Origin of the sequence: Stenotrophomonas sp. RIT309 (genome assembly GCF_000632045.1) — a bacterium.
Lineage (GTDB): Bacteria > Pseudomonadota > Gammaproteobacteria > Xanthomonadales > Xanthomonadaceae > Stenotrophomonas > Stenotrophomonas indicatrix.
On the sequence record NZ_JFYS01000009.1, the window covers coordinates 53,767 to 70,445 of the forward strand.

The 16,679-nt window shown below is 66.2% G+C and carries 17 protein-coding genes; 9 read left to right on the plus strand and 8 right to left on the minus strand.

Annotated features, from left to right (window positions below; all coding sequences use genetic code 11):
* Nucleotide 1: 1 nt before the first annotated feature.
* The 6 genes from BW38_RS13885 to BW38_RS13865 all read right to left on the minus strand — a co-directional run bounded on the left by BW38_RS13885 (nucleotide 2) and on the right by BW38_RS13865 (nucleotide 5,285).
* On the minus strand, nucleotides 2-1,243 hold the full coding sequence (locus BW38_RS13885; RefSeq protein WP_032975684.1) for a DUF4105 domain-containing protein: 1,242 nt from the start codon (nucleotides 1,241-1,243) through the stop codon (nucleotides 2-4).
* On the minus strand, nucleotides 1,240-2,121 hold the full coding sequence (locus BW38_RS13880) for a transporter associated domain-containing protein (protein WP_032975685.1): 882 nt from the start codon (nucleotides 2,119-2,121) through the stop codon (nucleotides 1,240-1,242). Before BW38_RS13880 ends, BW38_RS13885 begins: the two co-directional genes overlap by 4 nt.
* Before the next feature lie 64 nt (nucleotides 2,122-2,185).
* A complete protein-coding gene (locus BW38_RS13875; RefSeq protein ID WP_032975686.1) occupies nucleotides 2,186-2,737 on the minus strand; it encodes a hypothetical protein in 552 nt (183 codons plus the stop codon).
* A 117-nt stretch (nucleotides 2,738-2,854) separates the two neighbouring features.
* Nucleotides 2,855-3,340 carry an rRNA maturation RNase YbeY gene (gene ybeY / locus BW38_RS13870; protein ID WP_032975687.1) on the minus strand — a complete coding sequence of 162 codons (486 nt, stop codon included), beginning with the start codon at nucleotides 3,338-3,340 and terminating at the stop codon, nucleotides 2,855-2,857.
* Nucleotides 3,341-3,396: 56 nt separating this feature from the next.
* Nucleotides 3,397-4,263, minus strand: a complete 867-nt coding sequence (locus BW38_RS0120595; protein WP_235189917.1) for a hypothetical protein — start codon at nucleotides 4,261-4,263, stop codon at nucleotides 3,397-3,399.
* Between the two features lie 38 nt (nucleotides 4,264-4,301).
* A complete protein-coding gene (locus BW38_RS13865) occupies nucleotides 4,302-5,285 on the minus strand; it encodes a PhoH family protein (protein ID WP_032975688.1) in 984 nt (327 codons plus the stop codon).
* Nucleotides 5,286-5,649: 364 nt separating this feature from the next.
* Here BW38_RS13865 and BW38_RS13860 point away from each other — a divergent pair, with 364 nt between their 5' ends.
* From BW38_RS13860 to BW38_RS13850, 3 genes are read left to right on the plus strand one after another with little or no spacing between them, the layout of a single operon-like run.
* Nucleotides 5,650-6,606, plus strand: a complete 957-nt coding sequence (locus BW38_RS13860) for an HlyD family efflux transporter periplasmic adaptor subunit (RefSeq protein WP_032975689.1) — start codon at nucleotides 5,650-5,652, stop codon at nucleotides 6,604-6,606.
* Nucleotides 6,607-6,626: 20 nt separating this feature from the next.
* Complete coding sequence (locus BW38_RS13855; RefSeq protein WP_032975691.1) at nucleotides 6,627-7,550, plus strand: ABC transporter ATP-binding protein; 924 nt, start codon at nucleotides 6,627-6,629, stop codon at nucleotides 7,548-7,550.
* The gene (locus tag BW38_RS13850) at nucleotides 7,547-8,659 is read left to right on the plus strand and encodes an ABC transporter permease (RefSeq protein WP_032975692.1); all 1,113 of its coding nucleotides are present in this window, start codon (nucleotides 7,547-7,549) and stop codon (nucleotides 8,657-8,659) included. Before BW38_RS13855 ends, BW38_RS13850 begins: the two co-directional genes overlap by 4 nt.
* A gap of 93 nt (nucleotides 8,660-8,752) precedes the next feature.
* Here the strand turns inward: BW38_RS13850 and miaB are convergent, their stop codons facing one another.
* Together miaB and BW38_RS13840 are read right to left on the minus strand one after the other, a co-directional pair.
* Complete coding sequence (gene miaB / locus BW38_RS13845) at nucleotides 8,753-10,171, minus strand: tRNA (N6-isopentenyl adenosine(37)-C2)-methylthiotransferase MiaB (RefSeq protein ID WP_032975693.1); 1,419 nt, start codon at nucleotides 10,169-10,171, stop codon at nucleotides 8,753-8,755.
* 160 nt (nucleotides 10,172-10,331) lie between these two features.
* A complete protein-coding gene (locus BW38_RS13840; protein ID WP_032975694.1) occupies nucleotides 10,332-10,952 on the minus strand; it encodes a glutathione S-transferase in 621 nt (206 codons plus the stop codon).
* Nucleotides 10,953-11,032: 80 nt separating this feature from the next.
* On the opposite strand from BW38_RS13840, the gene BW38_RS13835 reads away from it, so the two are divergent.
* The 6 genes from BW38_RS13835 (at nucleotide 11,033) to BW38_RS13810 (ending at nucleotide 16,609) form a co-directional block, all read left to right on the plus strand.
* Nucleotides 11,033-12,001 (plus strand): WYL domain-containing protein, encoded by a 969-nt coding sequence (locus BW38_RS13835; RefSeq protein WP_032975695.1) that lies wholly within the window; start codon nucleotides 11,033-11,035, stop codon nucleotides 11,999-12,001.
* A gap of 46 nt (nucleotides 12,002-12,047) precedes the next feature.
* On the plus strand, nucleotides 12,048-12,986 hold the full coding sequence (locus BW38_RS13830; RefSeq protein WP_032975696.1) for a lytic transglycosylase domain-containing protein: 939 nt from the start codon (nucleotides 12,048-12,050) through the stop codon (nucleotides 12,984-12,986).
* A gap of 231 nt (nucleotides 12,987-13,217) precedes the next feature.
* Complete coding sequence (gene petA / locus BW38_RS13825) at nucleotides 13,218-13,838, plus strand: ubiquinol-cytochrome c reductase iron-sulfur subunit (RefSeq protein ID WP_025875286.1); 621 nt, start codon at nucleotides 13,218-13,220, stop codon at nucleotides 13,836-13,838.
* Nucleotides 13,838-15,097: a cytochrome bc complex cytochrome b subunit gene (locus BW38_RS13820; RefSeq protein ID WP_025875284.1), complete on the plus strand. Its 1,260-nt coding sequence runs from the start codon at nucleotides 13,838-13,840 to the stop codon at nucleotides 15,095-15,097. The genes petA and BW38_RS13820 overlap by 1 nt, the downstream gene beginning before the upstream one ends.
* Complete coding sequence (locus BW38_RS13815) at nucleotides 15,090-15,839, plus strand: cytochrome c1 (RefSeq protein ID WP_025875282.1); 750 nt, start codon at nucleotides 15,090-15,092, stop codon at nucleotides 15,837-15,839. Before BW38_RS13820 ends, BW38_RS13815 begins: the two co-directional genes overlap by 8 nt.
* Before the next feature lie 134 nt (nucleotides 15,840-15,973).
* Nucleotides 15,974-16,609: a glutathione S-transferase N-terminal domain-containing protein gene (locus tag BW38_RS13810; protein ID WP_025875280.1), complete on the plus strand. Its 636-nt coding sequence runs from the start codon at nucleotides 15,974-15,976 to the stop codon at nucleotides 16,607-16,609.
* The last annotated feature ends 70 nt before the right edge of the window (nucleotides 16,610-16,679 follow it).

A 16,679-nucleotide genomic window follows, 5' to 3' on the forward strand; every position in this document is an offset into this window, starting at 1 on the left:
GTCAGTGCTGCGTTTCCGACAAGTGAGGACGGCGCCCCAGCACCCAGGCCAGCGCCGCGTGGACCGGCAGCAGCAGCACGATCCACTGCACGTTGTACTGCGCCTGCAGGCTCAGCCAGTGCAGCACCAGGGCAGCCACCGCCTGCACCGCCACCAGCCACAGCACGATCCTGAACATGCGGCCGGGCACGCGCCGCCGCAGCAGGCTGATCGCCCCCGGCAACAGCAGCACGCACAGCGGCGACAGCAGTAGCAGGTTGCGGTTGGCCCAGGCAGCGTAGTGCGTGCTGAAGCCCCACAGGAACACCAGCAGGCCACCGGCGATGGTGCACAGCAGCCACAGCGGCAAGGCCAGGCCGGCCAGAAGGCGCGTACGCCTGCGCAGCGCCAGCACGCCCGCCGCAATCACCAGGCCACACAGCAGCCACGGCCACCAGTGGCGCGCGAATTCCTTCGGTTCGGGATCGATGCGGTGCGGCAGCAGTTCCTGCTCGGACTGCACCAGCGGGCGGCCGTCGCTGTTGCGGGCCTGCCGCAGGGCATCGGCCAGGCGCATCGGCACGAAGGCTTCCTGCCAGCGCGACAGCGGTTGGTCGGCAAACGGACCCAGGCCGATATCGAAGCCCAGCCACATCCACGGGGCCGGGGACGCCAGGCGTACCGACTCGCTGCGATAGGTGTTGCCACGCGAACGGCCCGACAGCTGTGAATGCAGGCCGCCGCCCAGTGCCTTGTCCAGCGTGTCGCGCACCATCGTCGCGCAGTTGGCGGTGTAGTAATCGTAGTGGTAGCGCGCATTTTCCGGCTTGGCCCGTTCGGCCAGGTCGGCGGCCAGCGAGCGTGCCTGGTCAGGGGTGATATCCAGCCACTGCACGCTGGCACCGCGGCCGGTCTCGTCGTAGTACGACAGGTCCTGCTGCAGTGGCAGCGCCACCAGGTAATACATCATGTCGCCACGCACGAAGCGGCCGATGAAATCCTGTTCGGACGGATCGAAGTAGCCGAAGTTGTACGAGATCGCCTCGCCGCTCACCGGGTCCAGCACGACGATGGCATCGTGGCCGAAGCGCTCGAAGAACACGGTGCCGGGCTGCATGGTGACCACACCAACGCGCGGGGCAGGGGCATCACTGGCCGTCGAAACGACCGGCGCCGCCGCCTGCGCGAACGCGGTCAGTGGCAGGGTCGTGGCCAGCACGCAAAGTGCCAGCCACACCGTCAGGATCAGGCCACGGTGCTTCAAGCGTCGTCCTGCGCGTCCGGTGCCAGCACCGTTACATGGAAGGCCTGGACCCGGCGCGCATCGGCGCGGGCTACGCGGAACATGAAGCGGTCCAGCGCCAGTTCGTCACCGACTTCCGGCAGATGGCCCACCGCTTCGGTTACCAGGCCACCGATGGTGTCGTAGTCCTCATCGGAGAAGGTGGCACCGAAGCGCTCGTTGAAATCGCCGATCGGCGTGAGCGCATCCACCACGTACTGGCCATCGGCCTGGATGGCGATCTGCGCCGAGAAGTCCTCGGCCTCGTCGTGTTCGTCGTCGATCTCGCCGACGATCTGCTCCAGCACGTCCTCGATGGTGACCAGGCCGGCGACACCGCCGTACTCGTCCACCACGATCGCCATGTGGTTGCGCGACAGGCGGAATTCCTTCAGCAGCACGTTGAGCTTCTTCGCTTCCGGAATCAGCACCGCCGGGCGCAGCAGCTCACGCACGTTGCCCGGACCGTTGTCGGCAACCACGCCGCGCAGCAGGTCCTTGGCCAGCAACACGCCAAGGATGTCGTCCTTGTTCTCGCCATGCACCGGAAAGCGCGAATGGCCGGACTCGACGACCTGCTTCATCAACTCCAGGAAGGGCGCCTCGACCGGCAGCGAGACCATCTGCGAACGCGAGATCATCACGTCGCCCACGGTCAGCTCGGCCACCGAAATGGCACCTTCCATCATCTTCAGGGTATCTGCGGCGATCAACCCTTCTTCCTGCGCGGTGTGCAGGACAGCGACCAGCTCGTCGCGGGTGTGGGGTTCGCCGGAAAAAGCAGACGTCAGGCGTTCAAGCCAGCCGCGCTTCTTTTCGCTGTGCTCCACGAAGGAGCTACTACTGTCGTCTTCTGACATCTCTGGAAAAAAGGCACCCGGCAGGCCGGGCGATGACCCAAGTCTAGCAGGATGTGGGGGCCTGTCAGTGACCGTCGGCCGCCGGGGCGGTGGCGGCCGGGCCCTCGTCCTCGGCCGGCAGGTCCAGGCTGTAGGTGCAGCCGGCCAGAGTCCTGCCGGGGTGGCTGGCGACGGTGGATACGCTGAGGATGATCGACTCGATCTGCGCCTCCCCGGTCTTCGGGTCCGTCACATCGCGGCTGACCAGCTCGCGCCCGGCCATGAACTTGCCGTCCTGGTCGTAGCCGATCTCCAGGGCCAGCTGCTTGGCCAGCGGCCGCGGATCGGCCTGGTCGAGCACGGCCATGATGCTGGCGCCGGCCACGGCCACACGCTCGGTCTGCTGGCCGAACACGGTGATCGGGCTGGCCAGGCGGTACTCGCTCATGAACTGGTTGCCCTGCGGCAGCGGCTGCAGGCCATGCGCCACGGCCTTCAGCGGATCGGCCAGCAGCGGTGCCAGCGCGGCGTGCTCGGCCACGCCCTGGCGGCATTCGATCAGCGCAGGGAGGTCCAGTGGCGCGGCGGAAGCGGTGGAGGCAACGAGTAGCAGGGGCAGGGCAGTACGCAGCAGCACAGGCGAGGTTCCGTGGTAGAGCCGAGCCCATGCTCGGCTGCATTCTGGTCGGTTCTGCGGGGCGCATGGCCCACTGCGCCCGAGCATGGGCTCGGTCACGCAGGGGCTGGCCCGGTTTCAGCGCTCGCCCGCGTACGGGTCGTCGATGCCGAGCTCGGCCAGGATCTCGCGCTCCAGCTGTTCCATCGCCTCGGCTTCCTTGTCGTCCTCGTGGTCCCAGCCGAGCAGGTGCAGCACGCCGTGCACGGTCAGGTGCGCGTAGTGGGCGTTGAGCACTTTGCCCTGCTCCCCGGCTTCACGCGCCACCACCGGTGCGCAGATCACCAGGTCGCCCAGCAGCGGGAACTTGACGCCCTTGGGCAGGCCCTCCGGCACGTCGGCCGGGAAGCTCAGCACGTTGGTGGCGTAGTCCTTGCCCCGGTAGTGCCGGTTCAACGACTGCCCTTCCTTGCTGTCGACCACGCGGATGGCCAGGTCGGCCTCGCGGATGCGGCCCTTCAGCGCAGCCGCCACCCATTTGCGGAAGCTGACGGCCGAGGGCAGCCCGGCACGGGGCAGGGCGTAGTTGACGGCTACATCGAGGCGGACGGGACCCTTGGTCATGGCAACACCGGCATTTCAGATCGAACAGGAGGTCACAGTATCGCGCGTGTCGCCGTTCACTGCGACTTCCAGTCGCCGGCTTCGTAGGCGATTTCGATCACCGACGCCTTGGCCGCACGCGCCTGGATATCGGCATTGCCGGTCGATGCGTGGCAGTTGTAGCCGTTCTGCAGGGTCACCTGTCTGGCCAACTGGATTGCCCCCTGCTCCGGCGCTGCATCGGGATCCACATACAGGGTAGTGTTGGCACAGCCGCCTACGTTGGCCACTTCCAGTGCCGGAATCAGCCTGCGCGTGGCGCGATCAGCGAGGACATCGAATGCCTCGCGTGGGAGGACGGACTGGTTGGCCGAGATGCGCAGCTTGAAGAAATGCAGCTGTTTATAGAACAGATAGCCATTGGAATGCAGCGGCTGGTTGCTGGACACCTGCAGCAGGCCCAGGCGCAGCTTCTCGCCTCGGACCTGCTCTGCCTTGGCAATGGCCTGGATCACCGCCGCGTCGATGCCATTGGCACCTTTCGCAGGAACTGCTTCGGCCGACAGCGGGAAGGGCTCCTGTCCCAGCTCCTGCAGGTCCGCGTAGATGCCGGACGCAACCGCCTGCCTGAGGTCCGCCTGCAAGGCCTGCATGCCGCGGTCCACGGCAACCTGCGGGTCCAACCGGCCCGCCGGATACACGAAAACACTGATCGCCGCCTCCGGGTTCAGGCGGCTGCGGTAACTGAATCCGGCCCCCGCCAATCTGTCGTCCGGGTTGTAACTGCTGCGCACCAGCGTGAAATCCTCCACCTGGTAGGGAGCAATCACATAACTGGATTCAACGTACGCCCGCGCTTCGGCGGCGGGCGGGGGAGAGGCGAGTGCAGGGACCGGCCCGAGGGCCAGCAGGCACAACGACAGCAGCAGACCCGGGCGAACCATGACACGTCCTTATGTGCACAGGAGCCCGGAGTGTAGTGTCATTCCGCTCCAGGTTGAATCTGGTGCAGGTCGCGGCGGTCGTAGGCACTGACGATGCGCGCCACCAGCGGGTGGCGGACCACGTCGCGGGCTTCGAAGAAGGTGAAGCTGACGCCCTCCACGTCGCGCAGCACGTCGATCGCATCGCGCAGGCCGGACTTCACATGCTTGGGCAGGTCGGTCTGGGTCAGGTCGCCGGTGACCACGGCGGTGGAACCGAAGCCCAGACGGGTCAGGAACATCTTCATCTGTTCGATGGTGGTGTTCTGCGCTTCGTCCAGGATCACGAACGCATCGTTGAGCGTGCGGCCGCGCATGTAGGCCAGCGGCGCGATCTCGATGACGTTCTTTTCCAGCAGCTTGAGCACCTTTTCCACGCCCAGCATTTCATACAGGGCGTCGTACAGTGGGCGCAGGTACGGGTCGACCTTCTGGCTGAGGTCGCCGGGCAGGAAGCCCAGCTTCTCGCCGGCCTCGACCGCCGGACGCACCAGGATCAGGCGCTGCACGCGCGATTCGTTCAGTGCTTCCACCGCGCTTGCCACGGCCAGGAAGGTCTTGCCGGTACCGGCCGGGCCGATGCCGAAGTTGATGTCGTGGCTGACGATCTGGTGCAGGTAGCGGCTCTGGTTGGAACCCCGGCCGCGCACGGTTCCGCGCTTGACCTTGATCGCCACGTCCTGTGCTTCGTAGGAGCGGTCGGCGATCTGTTCGATGTTGGCCGCGTTCAGCCGCAAGTGAATGGCGTGGTTGTCGAAGGTGGTCTCTGCGGCTTCTTCGTACAACGCCTCGATCAGTTTCTGCGCCTCGGCGCTGGCCTCGGCCGGGCCGCTGATGCGGAACACGAAGCCGCGGTTGGCGATTTCCACGCCAAGCTTCAGTTCGATCTGGCGAAGGTGGCCGTCGAACGGGCCGCACAGGTTGGCCAGCTGCGCGTTGTCTTCCGGCGACAGGGTGAAGTCTCGATGCTCGATGCTTTTCATTGCTTGGGGTGGGGCGGGGTCGCCGTCCACCGCGATGGAGTCAGGGACGACAAGGGTAACGCGCAAGCCGGCATGACGACAGTTCTCCACACCGGGTGTGGACCGGCGCCGAAGAAACCTGTGGATAGACCTTCGCAGTGCTTGTGCCACAAGGAAGATGATGCGGTGGTGAAAATTGTGCCAGTGCCTGCAGGGTTTTCCACATGCGGTGTGGACGGTGTTGCCACGAACCTGTGGATAGGTGGCAGCGAGCCTTGCGGCAGTGGCGTTGGGAGCGGCTGATCAATTATTGGCCAGCGCTGATCTGGATCATTGCGGGTGCACAGGGAGCATGGCACCGTGGCGCCATCGCAGGAGGTGGCGCATGGCCGTGGGCACGTGGGTGCGCAGGATGGGGTTGCTGGGCAGCTGCCTGCTGGCGGGGTGCGGCGAAGCACCACCAGCAGCACTGGGTACGCTTGAATGGGACCGGATCAGCGTGCCCGCACCGGCGGCTGAAGTGATCAGTACCGTTGACGTGCGCGAGGGGCAGGCGGTCAAGGCGGGCGCGCTGCTGATGCGCCTGGACCCTGTCCGTGGCGCAGCCCAGCTCGACGCCGCACAGGCCGAAACGGCACGCGCGCAGGCACAGCTCGAGGAACTGCAGGTGGGCCCGCGTCCGGAGCAGATCGCCCAGGCGCAGGCACAGCTCACCGCGCTGCGCGCGCAGGCGGCGGAAGCCACCGCTTACTACCGCCGGGTGCAACCGTTGGCCCGTCAGCGGTTGGTGGCTGCCGCTGATCTGGACCGGGCCCGCGCGGCCGCCGACAACGCCGTGGCCAGCGTGCGTGCTGCCGAACAGGCATGGCTGCAGCTGCAGCGCGGCAACCGTCGTGAGGACATCGCCCAGGGCCAGGCCGCCTCCAGGGCGACACAGGCACAGGAGGTCGTGCAGGCCGTCAACCTGCAGAAGCTGCAGCTGCGCGCGCCGCGCGATGGCGTGGTCGATGCGTTGCCCTACAGGCAAGGCGACCAGGCACCGATCGGTGCACCGTTGGTGGTGATGCTGGTGGGCGAACGGCCGTATGCGCGCGTGTACCTGCCGCAGCCGTTGCGCCTGCAGGTGAAGGTCGGGCAGGCCGCGCTGGTGCAGCTGGACGGCGCGAATACCGTATTGAAAGGGCATGTGCGGTCGATCCGCAGCGAACCTTCCTTTACCCCCTATTACGCGTTGACTGGTGATGACGTCTCGCGGCTGAGCTACCTGGCCGAGATCGAGATCGACGACAGTGCCGACATGCAGGCGCTGCCCGCCGGGCTGCCGGTGCAGGTGCGCTTCTGAACCCGGTCGATGACATCGCCGTGCGTGCGCGGGGCCTGAGCCGCCGTTTCGGCGACCTGCTGGCGGTGGACAACGTCGATCTGCAGGTGCCGCGTGGGCAGGTATACGGTTTCCTCGGCCCGAACGGCTCGGGCAAATCGACCACCATCCGCATGCTGTGCGGGCTGCTTGAGCCGAGCGCGGGCGAGATCGACGTGCTGGGCCTGGCGATCCCGGCGCAAGCCGAGGCGTTGCGCCGCCGCATCGGCTACATGACCCAGCGTTTTTCGTTGTACGAAGACCTGTCGGTGCGGGAGAACCTGGAATTCCTTGCCGCCATCCAGGATCTGCCACGCGCGCAGGCGCGGCAACGGGTCGATGCGCTGCTGCTGGAGTATCGCCTGCAGGACCGCCAGGTGCAGTTGGCCGGCACCCTCAGTGGTGGGCAGAAGCAGCGGCTGGCGCTGGCCGGTGCGGTGATCCATGCGCCGGAACTGCTGTTCCTGGATGAGCCGACCAGTGCGGTCGATCCCGAGTCGCGTCGCGATTTCTGGGAGGCGCTGTTCGAACTCGCCGATGCCGGCACCACGGTGCTGGTGTCCACCCATTACATGGACGAGGCCGAACGCTGCCACCGGCTGGCGATCCTTGATCGCGGTGCCCTGGTAGCCGATGGCACGCCGGCCGAACTGTGCGCGCAGCTGCAGGGTCGCACCCTGGCCGTCACCACTGCGCAGCCCCGGCAGGCCAGCCGCGCGCTGGCGGCGCTGCCGGGCGTGCTCAGCGTGGCGCAGATCGGCACCGAGCTGCGTATGCTGTGCAGCGAGGGCGCGGCCGATACCGCCGTGCTGGCGCAGGCCCTTGCCACCGCCGATCCGCAGGCCAGCATCGAACCGGTGGCGCCCAACCTGGAAGACGTCTTCGTTTCCGCTACCCGTGGCCGCGGCCGGGAGCCGGCGGCATGAGCCTGCGACGGCTGTGGGCGATCATGCTCAAGGAGCTGCGCCAGCTGCGCCGCGACCGGATCACCCTGGCGATGATCATCGGCATCCCGGTGATGCAGCTGCTGCTGTTCGGCTATGCGATCAACCTCAACCTGCGGCACCTGGATGCAGGCATCGCCGACCAGGTCAACAGTGCGGCTTCTCGCGCGCTGGTGCAGGACATGGTTGCCACCGGTGTGATCGCCCCGCGCGCACAGGCCTATACGCCCGACCAGCTGATGGAGGCGTTGCGACGGGGCCGGATCAGCGTGGGCATCGTGATTCCCGCCGATTTCGAACGACGCCGCTACGAAGGCCGCGAGGCGGTGCAGGTGCTGGTCGACGGCAGCGACACGGTGGTGCAGAGTGCGGCGATCCAGTTGGCGCAGGTACCGCTGGACACGCGCCCGACCAGCAACACGCGGCCGCTGCGCGAGGGCAGTATTGCCAGCGGGCCGGTAAGCGTCATCAGCTTCTACAATCCGCAACGACGGTCAGCGGTGAACATCGTGCCCGGCCTGATCGGGGTGATCCTGACCATGACCCTGGTGATGTTCACTGCAGTGGCGGTGGTACGCGAGCGCGAACGCGGCAACATGGAGCTGCTGATCGCCACGCCGGTATCGCGCAGCGAACTGATGGTCGGCAAGGTATTGCCATACGCAGCGATCGGTCTGCTGCAGACCACCCTGGTGCTGCTGCTGGGCACGTGGTTGTTCGAGGTCCCGATCCGCGGCAGCCTGCTGGATGTCTATCTGGCCGCCGTGCTGCTGGTGCTGGCCAACCTGGCGCTGGGCCTGTTGATTTCAACCCGGGCGCGTTCGCAGTTCCAGGCCATGCAGATGACCCTGTTCCTGTTTCTGCCCTCCATCCTGTTGTCGGGCTTCATGTTCCCGTTCGCCGGCATGCCCCGGCCGGTGCAGTGGCTGGCTGAAGTATTGCCGCTGACCCATTTCCTGCGCCTGGTACGCGGCATCATGCTGCGCGGGGCTTCGCTGTGGGAGCTGTGGCCGGACGCGCTGGCACTGCTGGTGTTCATCGTGGCGATGATGACCCTGGCCATCCTGCGCTTCCGCAAACGCCTGGATTGAAGCACGCCGACCAACGGTCGGCATCCACCCCGGGAGGTGCCGACCGCTGGCCGGCATCAATTGCGGTGGGTGCCGACCGTTGGTCGGCACACCTTATTCCGTCACCACGCGCCCGCGCAGTGAGTTGGTCATCGCTTCGGTGATCACCACGTCCACGAACTGGCCGATCAGGCGCGGGTGCGCCGGGAAGTTCACCGAACGCATGTTCTCGGTCTTGCCGGTCAGCTCGTTGGGGTTCTTGCGCGAAGGGCCTTCCACCAGCACGGTCTGTACGCTGCCGACCATCTTTTCGGAGATCTGCGCGGCATGCGCGTTGATCCGTTCCTGCAGCCGCGACAGGCGCGCATGCTTTTCCGCGTCGCTGATCGTGTCTTCCAGGTCTGCAGCCGGCGTGCCCGGGCGACGCGAATAGATGAAGGAGAAGCTGTGGTCGAAGCCGATATCCTCGATCAGCTTCATGGTCTTCTCGAAATCAGCATCGGTCTCGCCGGGAAAACCGACGATGAAGTCCGAACTGATCGAGATATCGGGGCGCACCGCACGCAGCTTGCGGATCTTCGACTTGAATTCCAGCGAGGTGTAACCGCGCTTCATCGCCGACAGCACGCGGTCGCTGCCTGCCTGCACCGGCAGGTGCAGGAAGTTGGCCAGCTGCGGCACGTCGCGGAACGCGTCGATCAACGAATCGCTGAACTCCAGTGGATGCGAGGTGGTGAAGCGGATGCGACCGATGCCGTCGATCTCGGCGATGGTGCGGATCAGCAGGCCGAGGTCGGCGAGCTCGCCGTCACCATAGGGGCCACGGTAGGCGTTGACGTTCTGGCCGAGCAGGTTGATCTCGCGCACGCCCTGTGCCGCAAGCTGTGCCACTTCCACCACCACGTCTTCGAACGGGCGGCTGACTTCGGTACCACGCGTGTAGGGCACCACGCAGAACGAACAGTACTTGGAGCAGCCTTCCATGATCGACACGAACGCCGATGCGCCATCGGCACGCGGTTCGGGCATGCGATCGAACTTCTCGATTTCCGGGAAGCTGATGTCCACCTGCGGGCGCTGCTGCTCGCGACGGGCGCGGATCAGTTCCGGCAGGCGGTGCAGCGTCTGCGGGCCGAACACCAGGTCGACGAACGGCGCACGCTTGATGATCGCCTCGCCTTCCTGCGACGCCACGCAACCGCCTACGCCGATGATGACCTCGCGGCCCTGGTTCTTCAGGCTCTTCCAGATGCCCAGCTGGCTGAACACCTTCTCCTGCGCCTTTTCGCGGATCGAGCAGGTGTTGACCAGGATGACGTCGGCGTCTTCCGGGCGATCGGTCAGTTCCAGACCATCGCTGGCGGCGAGCACGTCGGCCATCTTGGCCGAGTCGTACTCGTTCATCTGGCAACCGTGGGTCTTGATGTACAGCTTGCCCTTCACCTGGTCGGGCTTGCGCGGACCAGAGGGCAGGGCAACGAGCGGAGTGCCGCCCTGGGCGGCGGGCGGAAAGACGTCTGGCGTCCCGGTCATGGCGCTTAATCCATTCGGGTGGCGGGAAAGGGGGCGATTCTACCCGCATCCCAGGGCGTGCGCCCGGCGCAACGCCAGCGGCGCCGCACTGGGCGCTCGCGGGGCATGGCCCCGCGCTGCCTGCATCCCGTCCCGTTCGGTAGCGCCGGGCCGGGTGCCCTCACGCCGCGATCAGCTCCGCATCGATCTGCCGCGAACGATCAAACGCGGTCATCGCGCTCATTCGATCGATGTAGGCGGCCGTCGCCGGTGCTGGCTGCACCAGGCCGAACGCACTGGTCCATGCCAGCGCATTGCCCCACAGCACGTCGGCCGCACTCATCACCTCGCCCAGCAGGTACGGTCCCTGCGTGAGCTGCGCTTCGATCACCTGCAGCACCGTATCGGCATCGTTATAGGGCGACATCGCATGCGGCGGCGGATCGCGGCGCATCGCCCGGTCGATCATCGCCGGCTCGAAACAGGCGCCATAGAAGGCCATCCAGCGCAGGTAAGGGCCGCGCAGGGTGTCGCCGATCGGCGGTGCCAGCCCGGCTTCCGGGTACAGGTCGGCCAGGTACAGGTAGATCGCCACCTGCTCGGTCACCAGGGCGCCGTTGTGGACGATGGCCGGCACCTTGCCCATCGGGTTGATAGCCAGATAGGCCGGGGCCAGGTTGGCACCGGCCTTCAGGTCCAGCACCTGCATGCGGTAGTCGGCGCCCAGCGCTTCGAGCAGGGCGACAGCGCCGCTCGAGCGTGAACGGGCGGCGTGGTAGAGGGTGATCTGGCGTGACGTCATGGCATTGCTCCCTGCAGGTGGTGGTGAAGTGGGGCCCATGCTGGGGCACAATTGCGGACGACTTCTGTCCGCGATCCGTCATGCGCCATACCGCCCATCGCCTGCTTCGCCTGATTTCCCTGCTGCAGGCCCGCCGTCACTGGTCCGGCGCCGAGCTGGCCGAGCGCATGGGCGTGGACCGGCGCAGCATCCGTCGCGATGTCGAGCGCCTGCGTGAGCTGGGGTATCCGGTACAGGCCTCGGCCGGTGTAGGTGGCGGCTACCGGCTGGGCGCCGGTGCGCCGGTGCTGCCGATGCTGCTGGATGAGGAGGAGGCCACCACACTGGCGATTGCCCTGCGCGCGGCGTCGGCCACGGTGTCCGGCATCGACGACACCGCACGCGGCCTGCTGTCCAAGCTCGACCCGCTGGTGCCCGCGCGTCGCCGCCAGCAGGCCGGCGAAGTACATGCCGCCACCGCAACCCTGTCCGACCTGCCGTCCACCGACGCGCGCCTGCTCGGGCGACTGGCCCAGCATTGCCGGCAGGCCGCGCGGCTGGCCTTCGAATACCGCAGCGCGCAGGACGCGGTGACGCAACGCGAAGTCGAGGCCCAGCACCTGGTCAACTACGGACGGCGCTGGTATCTGCTGGCCTGGGACCTGGGGCGGCAGGACTGGCGCACGCTGCGCGTGGACCGGATGGGCGCAGTGCGTTCGCTGCCAGAGCCTGGCCTGCATCGGCGCACTCCGGCGCCACCGGATGTGATGGTGCGGCAGGCGGTCAGCCAGGCGCCGTTCGCGCTGCAGGCCGTCCTGCGCCTGGCTGGCAGCGAGGCGGAGCTGACCGGGCGCATTCCGCCCTGGTGCGGTGTGCTGGAGGCCGACGGGCCAGAACATTGCCTGTTGCGGATGGGCGCGGAGAGCCGCGGCATGATGCTGGCGCAGATCCTCAGCCTGGATCGCCTGCCGGTGGCGGTGTGGACCACGCCGGACGAGCTGCGCGAGGAGCTGGCCCAGCGCCTGGCCGGGCTTGGCCAGGTCCTGGCCGTGCCCGCCGTCACGGTCTGAGCCAGCGCCCTTGGCAAGCCGCAGCGAAGCTGGGACACTCGCGGCCATGAAGGGGAGACTGGGGATAACGGCGATCATCATCGCTGCGCTGACCGCTGCGCCGGCCAGCGCCGGTACCCTGTACAAGTGCCTCGGCGCCGACGGTGTCACCAGCTATGTCAGCAAGCGGGTGGCCGGTGCCCAATGCAGCACCATCAGCTACACCCGCAGCGCGGGCAGGGCAGCGCGCGCTCCCGTTGCCACGCCGGCGCCGGCGCCGCTACCAGCACCTGCGGCACCTGCTGCAGTGGTGGCCAGCGCCGAGCGCAATCCGGTCGCGGTCGCCGCCGCTGCGGCCAGTCCCGCTGTCGCAGCGACCCCGGCACCCGCAACGACCTCTACGCCGGCCAGTCCACGCGGCGGCAGGATGGTCAGCGGACAGGTCTATTCGTACATGCAGGACGGGGTGCGCCACTACACCAGCGCACGCCCGACCCAGGTCGCCAACCTCGGCCCGGTGCGGACCATCCGCTACAGCTTCATGGAGCGCTGTTACGCCTGCGGGGTCAATCCGCGCGTCGATTTCGGCAGCGTGCGCCTGAACACCACGGCCTTCCAGAGCGAGATCACCTCGGCCGCACGCGAATTCGGGGTGGAAGAGGCCGTGGTACGCGCGATCATCCATGCCGAGTCGGCCTACAACCCGACCGCACTCAGCCGTGCCGGCGCCCAGGGCCTGATGCAGCTGATGCCGCCCACCGCCGCGCGCTTCGGCGTCAGCGATTCCTACGACGCGGGGCAGAACATCCGTGGCGGTGTGCAGTATCTGGCGTGGCTGTTGAAGCGTTTCAATGGAGACCTGACCCTGGCCGCTGCCGGCTACAACGCGGGCGAGGGCGCGGTCGATCGCCATCGCGGCGTGCCGCCCTACAGCGAGACCCAGTATTACGTGCGCCGGGTCGGCCAGCTGGCCGAGCGCTATCGCACGGTGCTGAGCAAGCAGTAGGTGCCGATCGTTGGTCGGGCCACCGTTAACAGGTAGGTGCCGACTGTCAGTCGGCACACCTTTGAACAGGTAGTGCCGGCCGCTGGCCGGCAACCCCGCAAACTATGTTGTTGCAATGCGTTGTGTGGCGCGCAACGGTTCCGCTACACTCGACCGAGATTCAATGCGGCTCTGGCCCCCACCGGAACCGCTGGCAGCCCTAAAGCTACCTAATCAATATCGGAGTGCCGGATGGCCAACGATGGGGTACACGATCCAGTCAACACCGGACGTCGGCGTTTTCTTACTGCCACCACAGCCGTGGTGGGCGCCGTCGGCGTCGGATTCACCGCAGTTCCTTTCATCAAATCCTGGAACCCCAGTGCCCGCGCCAAGCTTGCCGGCGCACCGGTGGTGGCCGACATCAGCGCCCTGCAGGAAGGCCAACGCCTGATCGTGGAATGGCGTGGCCAGCCGATCTGGATCGTCAAACGGTCCAAGGCGATCCTTGACGCGCTGCATGGGCTGGATGGCCGCTTGAAGGACCCCGAGTCCGGCGAGAAGGACCAGCAGCCGGAGTACGTGCTCAAGCAGAACCCGGAGCTGCGCTCGATCAAGCCCGAGATCTCGGTGCTGGTCGGTCTCTGCACGCACCTGGGCTGTTCGCCGGAAATGGTGGGTGAAATCCGCCCCGAGCCCTACGACCCCCAATGGAAGGGCGGCTATTTCTGCCCCTGCCACAAGTCGCGCTTCGACATGTCCGGCCGCGTCTTCAAGGACGTGCCCGCACCCATCAACCTGAAGGTGCCCGCGCACCACTACCAGGACGACAACACCATCATCATCGGTGTCGATCCGCAGGGGGCTGCCTGATGTCCAACATCCTCAGCCGTACCGCCACCGGCGTGGCCGACTGGGTCAATGCCCGCGCGCCGGGGTTGATGCCGATCTATCGCAAGCACGTCAGCGAGTACTACGCGCCGAAGAACTTCAACATCTGGTACTACTTCGGCTCGCTGGCGCTGCTGGTGCTGGTCAACCAGATCGTCACCGGCATCTTCCTGACCATGCACTACAAGACGAATGCCGCCGAAGCATTCGCCTCCATCGAATACATCATGCGTGACGTGGAGTGGGGCTGGCTGATCCGCTACATGCACTCCACCGGTGCCTCGCTGTTCTTCATCGTGGTCTACCTGCACATGTTCCGCGGGCTGCTGTATGGCAGTTACCAGAAGCCACGCGAACTGGTGTGGATCCTGGGCATGCTGATCTACCTGGTGTTGATGGCCGAAGCCTTCATGGGTTACGTGCTGCCGTGGGGCCAGATGTCGTTCTGGGGCGCCAAGGTGATCATCTCGCTGTTCGGCGCCATTCCGGTGATCGGCAACGGCCTGACCGAATGGATCATGGGCGATTACCTGCCCAGCGACGCCACGCTCAACCGGTTCTTCGCACTGCATGTGATCGCGCTGCCGCTGGTCCTGCTGCTGCTGGTGGTGCTGCACCTGGGCGCGCTGCATGAAGTGGGATCGAACAATCCCGATGGCGTGGAGATCAAGAAGGGCCCGAAGGGCAACCGCTGGTCGCCGAACGCGCCGACCGACGGCATCCCGTTCCATCCCTACTACACACTCAAGGACGGCGTCGGTGCGGGCTTCCTGCTGATCATCGCGGCCTTCATCATCTTCTTCGCACCGGCCTTCGGTGGCCTGTTCCTGGAACACGACAACTTCACCGAAGCCAATCGCCTGGTTACCCCCGAGCACATCAAGCCGGTCTGGTACTACACGCCGTACTACGCGATGCTGCGGGTGGTGCCCAACAAGCTGGGTGGCGTGATCGTGATGTTCTCGGCCATCGCCATCCTGTTCCTGGTGCCCTGGCTGGACCGGGCCAAGGTCAAGTCCTACCGCTACCGCGGCTGGCTGTCGCGCGGCCTGCTGGGCATGTTCGTGGTGTGCTTTGCGTGGCTGATGGTGATCGGTTCCGGTCCTGGTACCGATGCACACGAGACCTATGTCGGGCGGGTGCTGACCTTCCTGTACTTCGCCTTCTTCATCACCATGCCGATATGGACAAGGCTGGACAAGACCAAGCCGGTACCGGAAAGGGTGACCACGCATGACTGAGCGCTGGATGGTCCGGCTGGCCCTGGCGGCCGCCCTGATGCTGGGCAGTACCCTGGCCATGGCCGCCGAGGGCGGCACCAAGCTCCTGCAGGCCGGTAACGACCTGGGTGACCGGGCGTCGCTGCAGCGCGGCGCCCAGTTGTACATGAACTACTGCAGTGGCTGTCATGCACTGAAGTACCTGCGCTATTCGCGGATGGGCGAGGACCTGGGGCTGAGCGAGGAAGAGGTGATGAACAACCTCAACTTCACCGGCTCGGCGATCGGCGATCCGGTGCCTGTGGCGATGCCCAAGGAGCAGGCCGAAAAGTGGTTCGGCAAGATGCCGCCGGACCTGAGCCTGATTTCCCGGGTGCGCGGCAGCGACTGGATCTACACCTACCTGAAGTCGTTCTACCTGGACAGCAGCCGCCCGCTGGGCTGGAACAATGCGCTGTTCGCCAACGCATCCATGCCCAATCCGTTGTGGGAGATGCAGGGCCTGCAGCATGCGGTACATGGCAAGGCCGAAGCAGCGGGCATGGACCCGCCGGTGACGGGCCTGCGCATCGAAAGCCCGGGTTCGGTCGATGCGGCGCAGTACGACCAGGCCGTGCGCGACATCACCAACTTCCTTGAATACGCCGGCGAGCCGGCCGCGCTGAAGCGGCAGCAGCTCGGTGTCTGGGTGATCCTGTTCCTGGCCCTGCTGACCTTCCTGGTGTACCTGTTGAAGAAGGAATACTGGAAGGACGTGCACTGATCCAGGGCCGGCCATCGCAACGGGCCTATTGGCTTTTGTGATGGTCGGTTGCACACTCGGGGAGGAGTCGACCGTCAGCACGGTGCTGGCGGCGCCGATACGGCAGGCGGTCTCCTGTCGTAGGAGAGCCTTTGATGGCGGCGAGCGTACGCATGCGCAATACACTGACGCTGTTTTCCTCGAACGACGATGTACTGTGCCACCGTGTGCGCCTGGTGCTGGCGGCCAAGGGCGTGAGTTTCGACTTCGTACCGGTGGATCCACAGAACCCGCCGGAAGATCTGATCGATCTCAATCCGTACCACTCGGTGCCGACCCTGGTCGAGCGCGAGCTGGTGCTGTATGCCGCGTCGGTGGTCAGCGAGTATCTGGACGAGCGCTATCCGCATCCGCCGCTGATGCCGGTTGACCCGCTGTCGCGCGCGCGGATCCGCCTGGCCATGCTGCGTATCGAACACGACTGGGTGCCGCAGGTGCAGGCGATCCAGCTGGGCAACAAGACCCAGGCCGAGGCAGGGCGAAAGCGGCTGAAGGAACTGTTGACGGCCTCGCTGCCGTTGTTCAAGGCCAGCAAGTTCTTCCTCAACCCGGAAATGAGCCTGGCCGACTGCGCGATGGCGCCGATCATCTGGCGCCTGCAGTCGCTTGATGTGCCGTTGCCGAAGGACGGCAAGGCGATCGAGGACTATGGCAACCGGATCTTCCGCCACCCCGGTTTCGTCCGCAGTCTGACCGATCAGGAAAAGAAACTGCGCGATCTGCCGGGCTGATCCGCCATCCGCTTTCCCGTCTGCACGCCGACCGGCGTGCAGGCGATCCGCCCCGGCCGGGGCGTCGGGC

Excerpts from the sequence above, each read along its gene's own strand:
- BW38_RS13880 (WP_032975685.1), bottom strand. The coding sequence starts at position 2,121 with ATGTCAGAAGACGACAGTAGTAGCTCCTTCGTGGAGCACAGCGAAAAG.
- ybeY (WP_032975687.1), bottom strand. The coding sequence starts at position 3,340 with ATGACCAAGGGTCCCGTCCGCCTCGATGTAGCCGTCAACTACGCCCTG.
- BW38_RS0120595 (WP_235189917.1), bottom strand. The coding sequence starts at position 4,263 with ATGGTTCGCCCGGGTCTGCTGCTGTCGTTGTGCCTGCTGGCCCTCGGG.
- BW38_RS13865 (WP_032975688.1), bottom strand. The coding sequence starts at position 5,285 with ATGAAAAGCATCGAGCATCGAGACTTCACCCTGTCGCCGGAAGACAAC.
- BW38_RS13860 (WP_032975689.1), top strand. The coding sequence starts at position 5,650 with ATGGCCGTGGGCACGTGGGTGCGCAGGATGGGGTTGCTGGGCAGCTGC.
- BW38_RS13850 (WP_032975692.1), top strand. The coding sequence starts at position 7,547 with ATGAGCCTGCGACGGCTGTGGGCGATCATGCTCAAGGAGCTGCGCCAG.
- miaB (WP_032975693.1), bottom strand. The coding sequence starts at position 10,171 with ATGACCGGGACGCCAGACGTCTTTCCGCCCGCCGCCCAGGGCGGCACT.
- BW38_RS13840 (WP_032975694.1), bottom strand. The coding sequence starts at position 10,952 with ATGACGTCACGCCAGATCACCCTCTACCACGCCGCCCGTTCACGCTCG.
- BW38_RS13835 (WP_032975695.1), top strand. The coding sequence starts at position 11,033 with ATGCGCCATACCGCCCATCGCCTGCTTCGCCTGATTTCCCTGCTGCAG.
- BW38_RS13830 (WP_032975696.1), top strand. The coding sequence starts at position 12,048 with ATGAAGGGGAGACTGGGGATAACGGCGATCATCATCGCTGCGCTGACC.
- petA (WP_025875286.1), top strand. The coding sequence starts at position 13,218 with ATGGCCAACGATGGGGTACACGATCCAGTCAACACCGGACGTCGGCGT.
- BW38_RS13820 (WP_025875284.1), top strand. The coding sequence starts at position 13,838 with ATGTCCAACATCCTCAGCCGTACCGCCACCGGCGTGGCCGACTGGGTC.
- BW38_RS13815 (WP_025875282.1), top strand. The coding sequence starts at position 15,090 with ATGACTGAGCGCTGGATGGTCCGGCTGGCCCTGGCGGCCGCCCTGATG.
- BW38_RS13810 (WP_025875280.1), top strand. The coding sequence starts at position 15,974 with ATGGCGGCGAGCGTACGCATGCGCAATACACTGACGCTGTTTTCCTCG.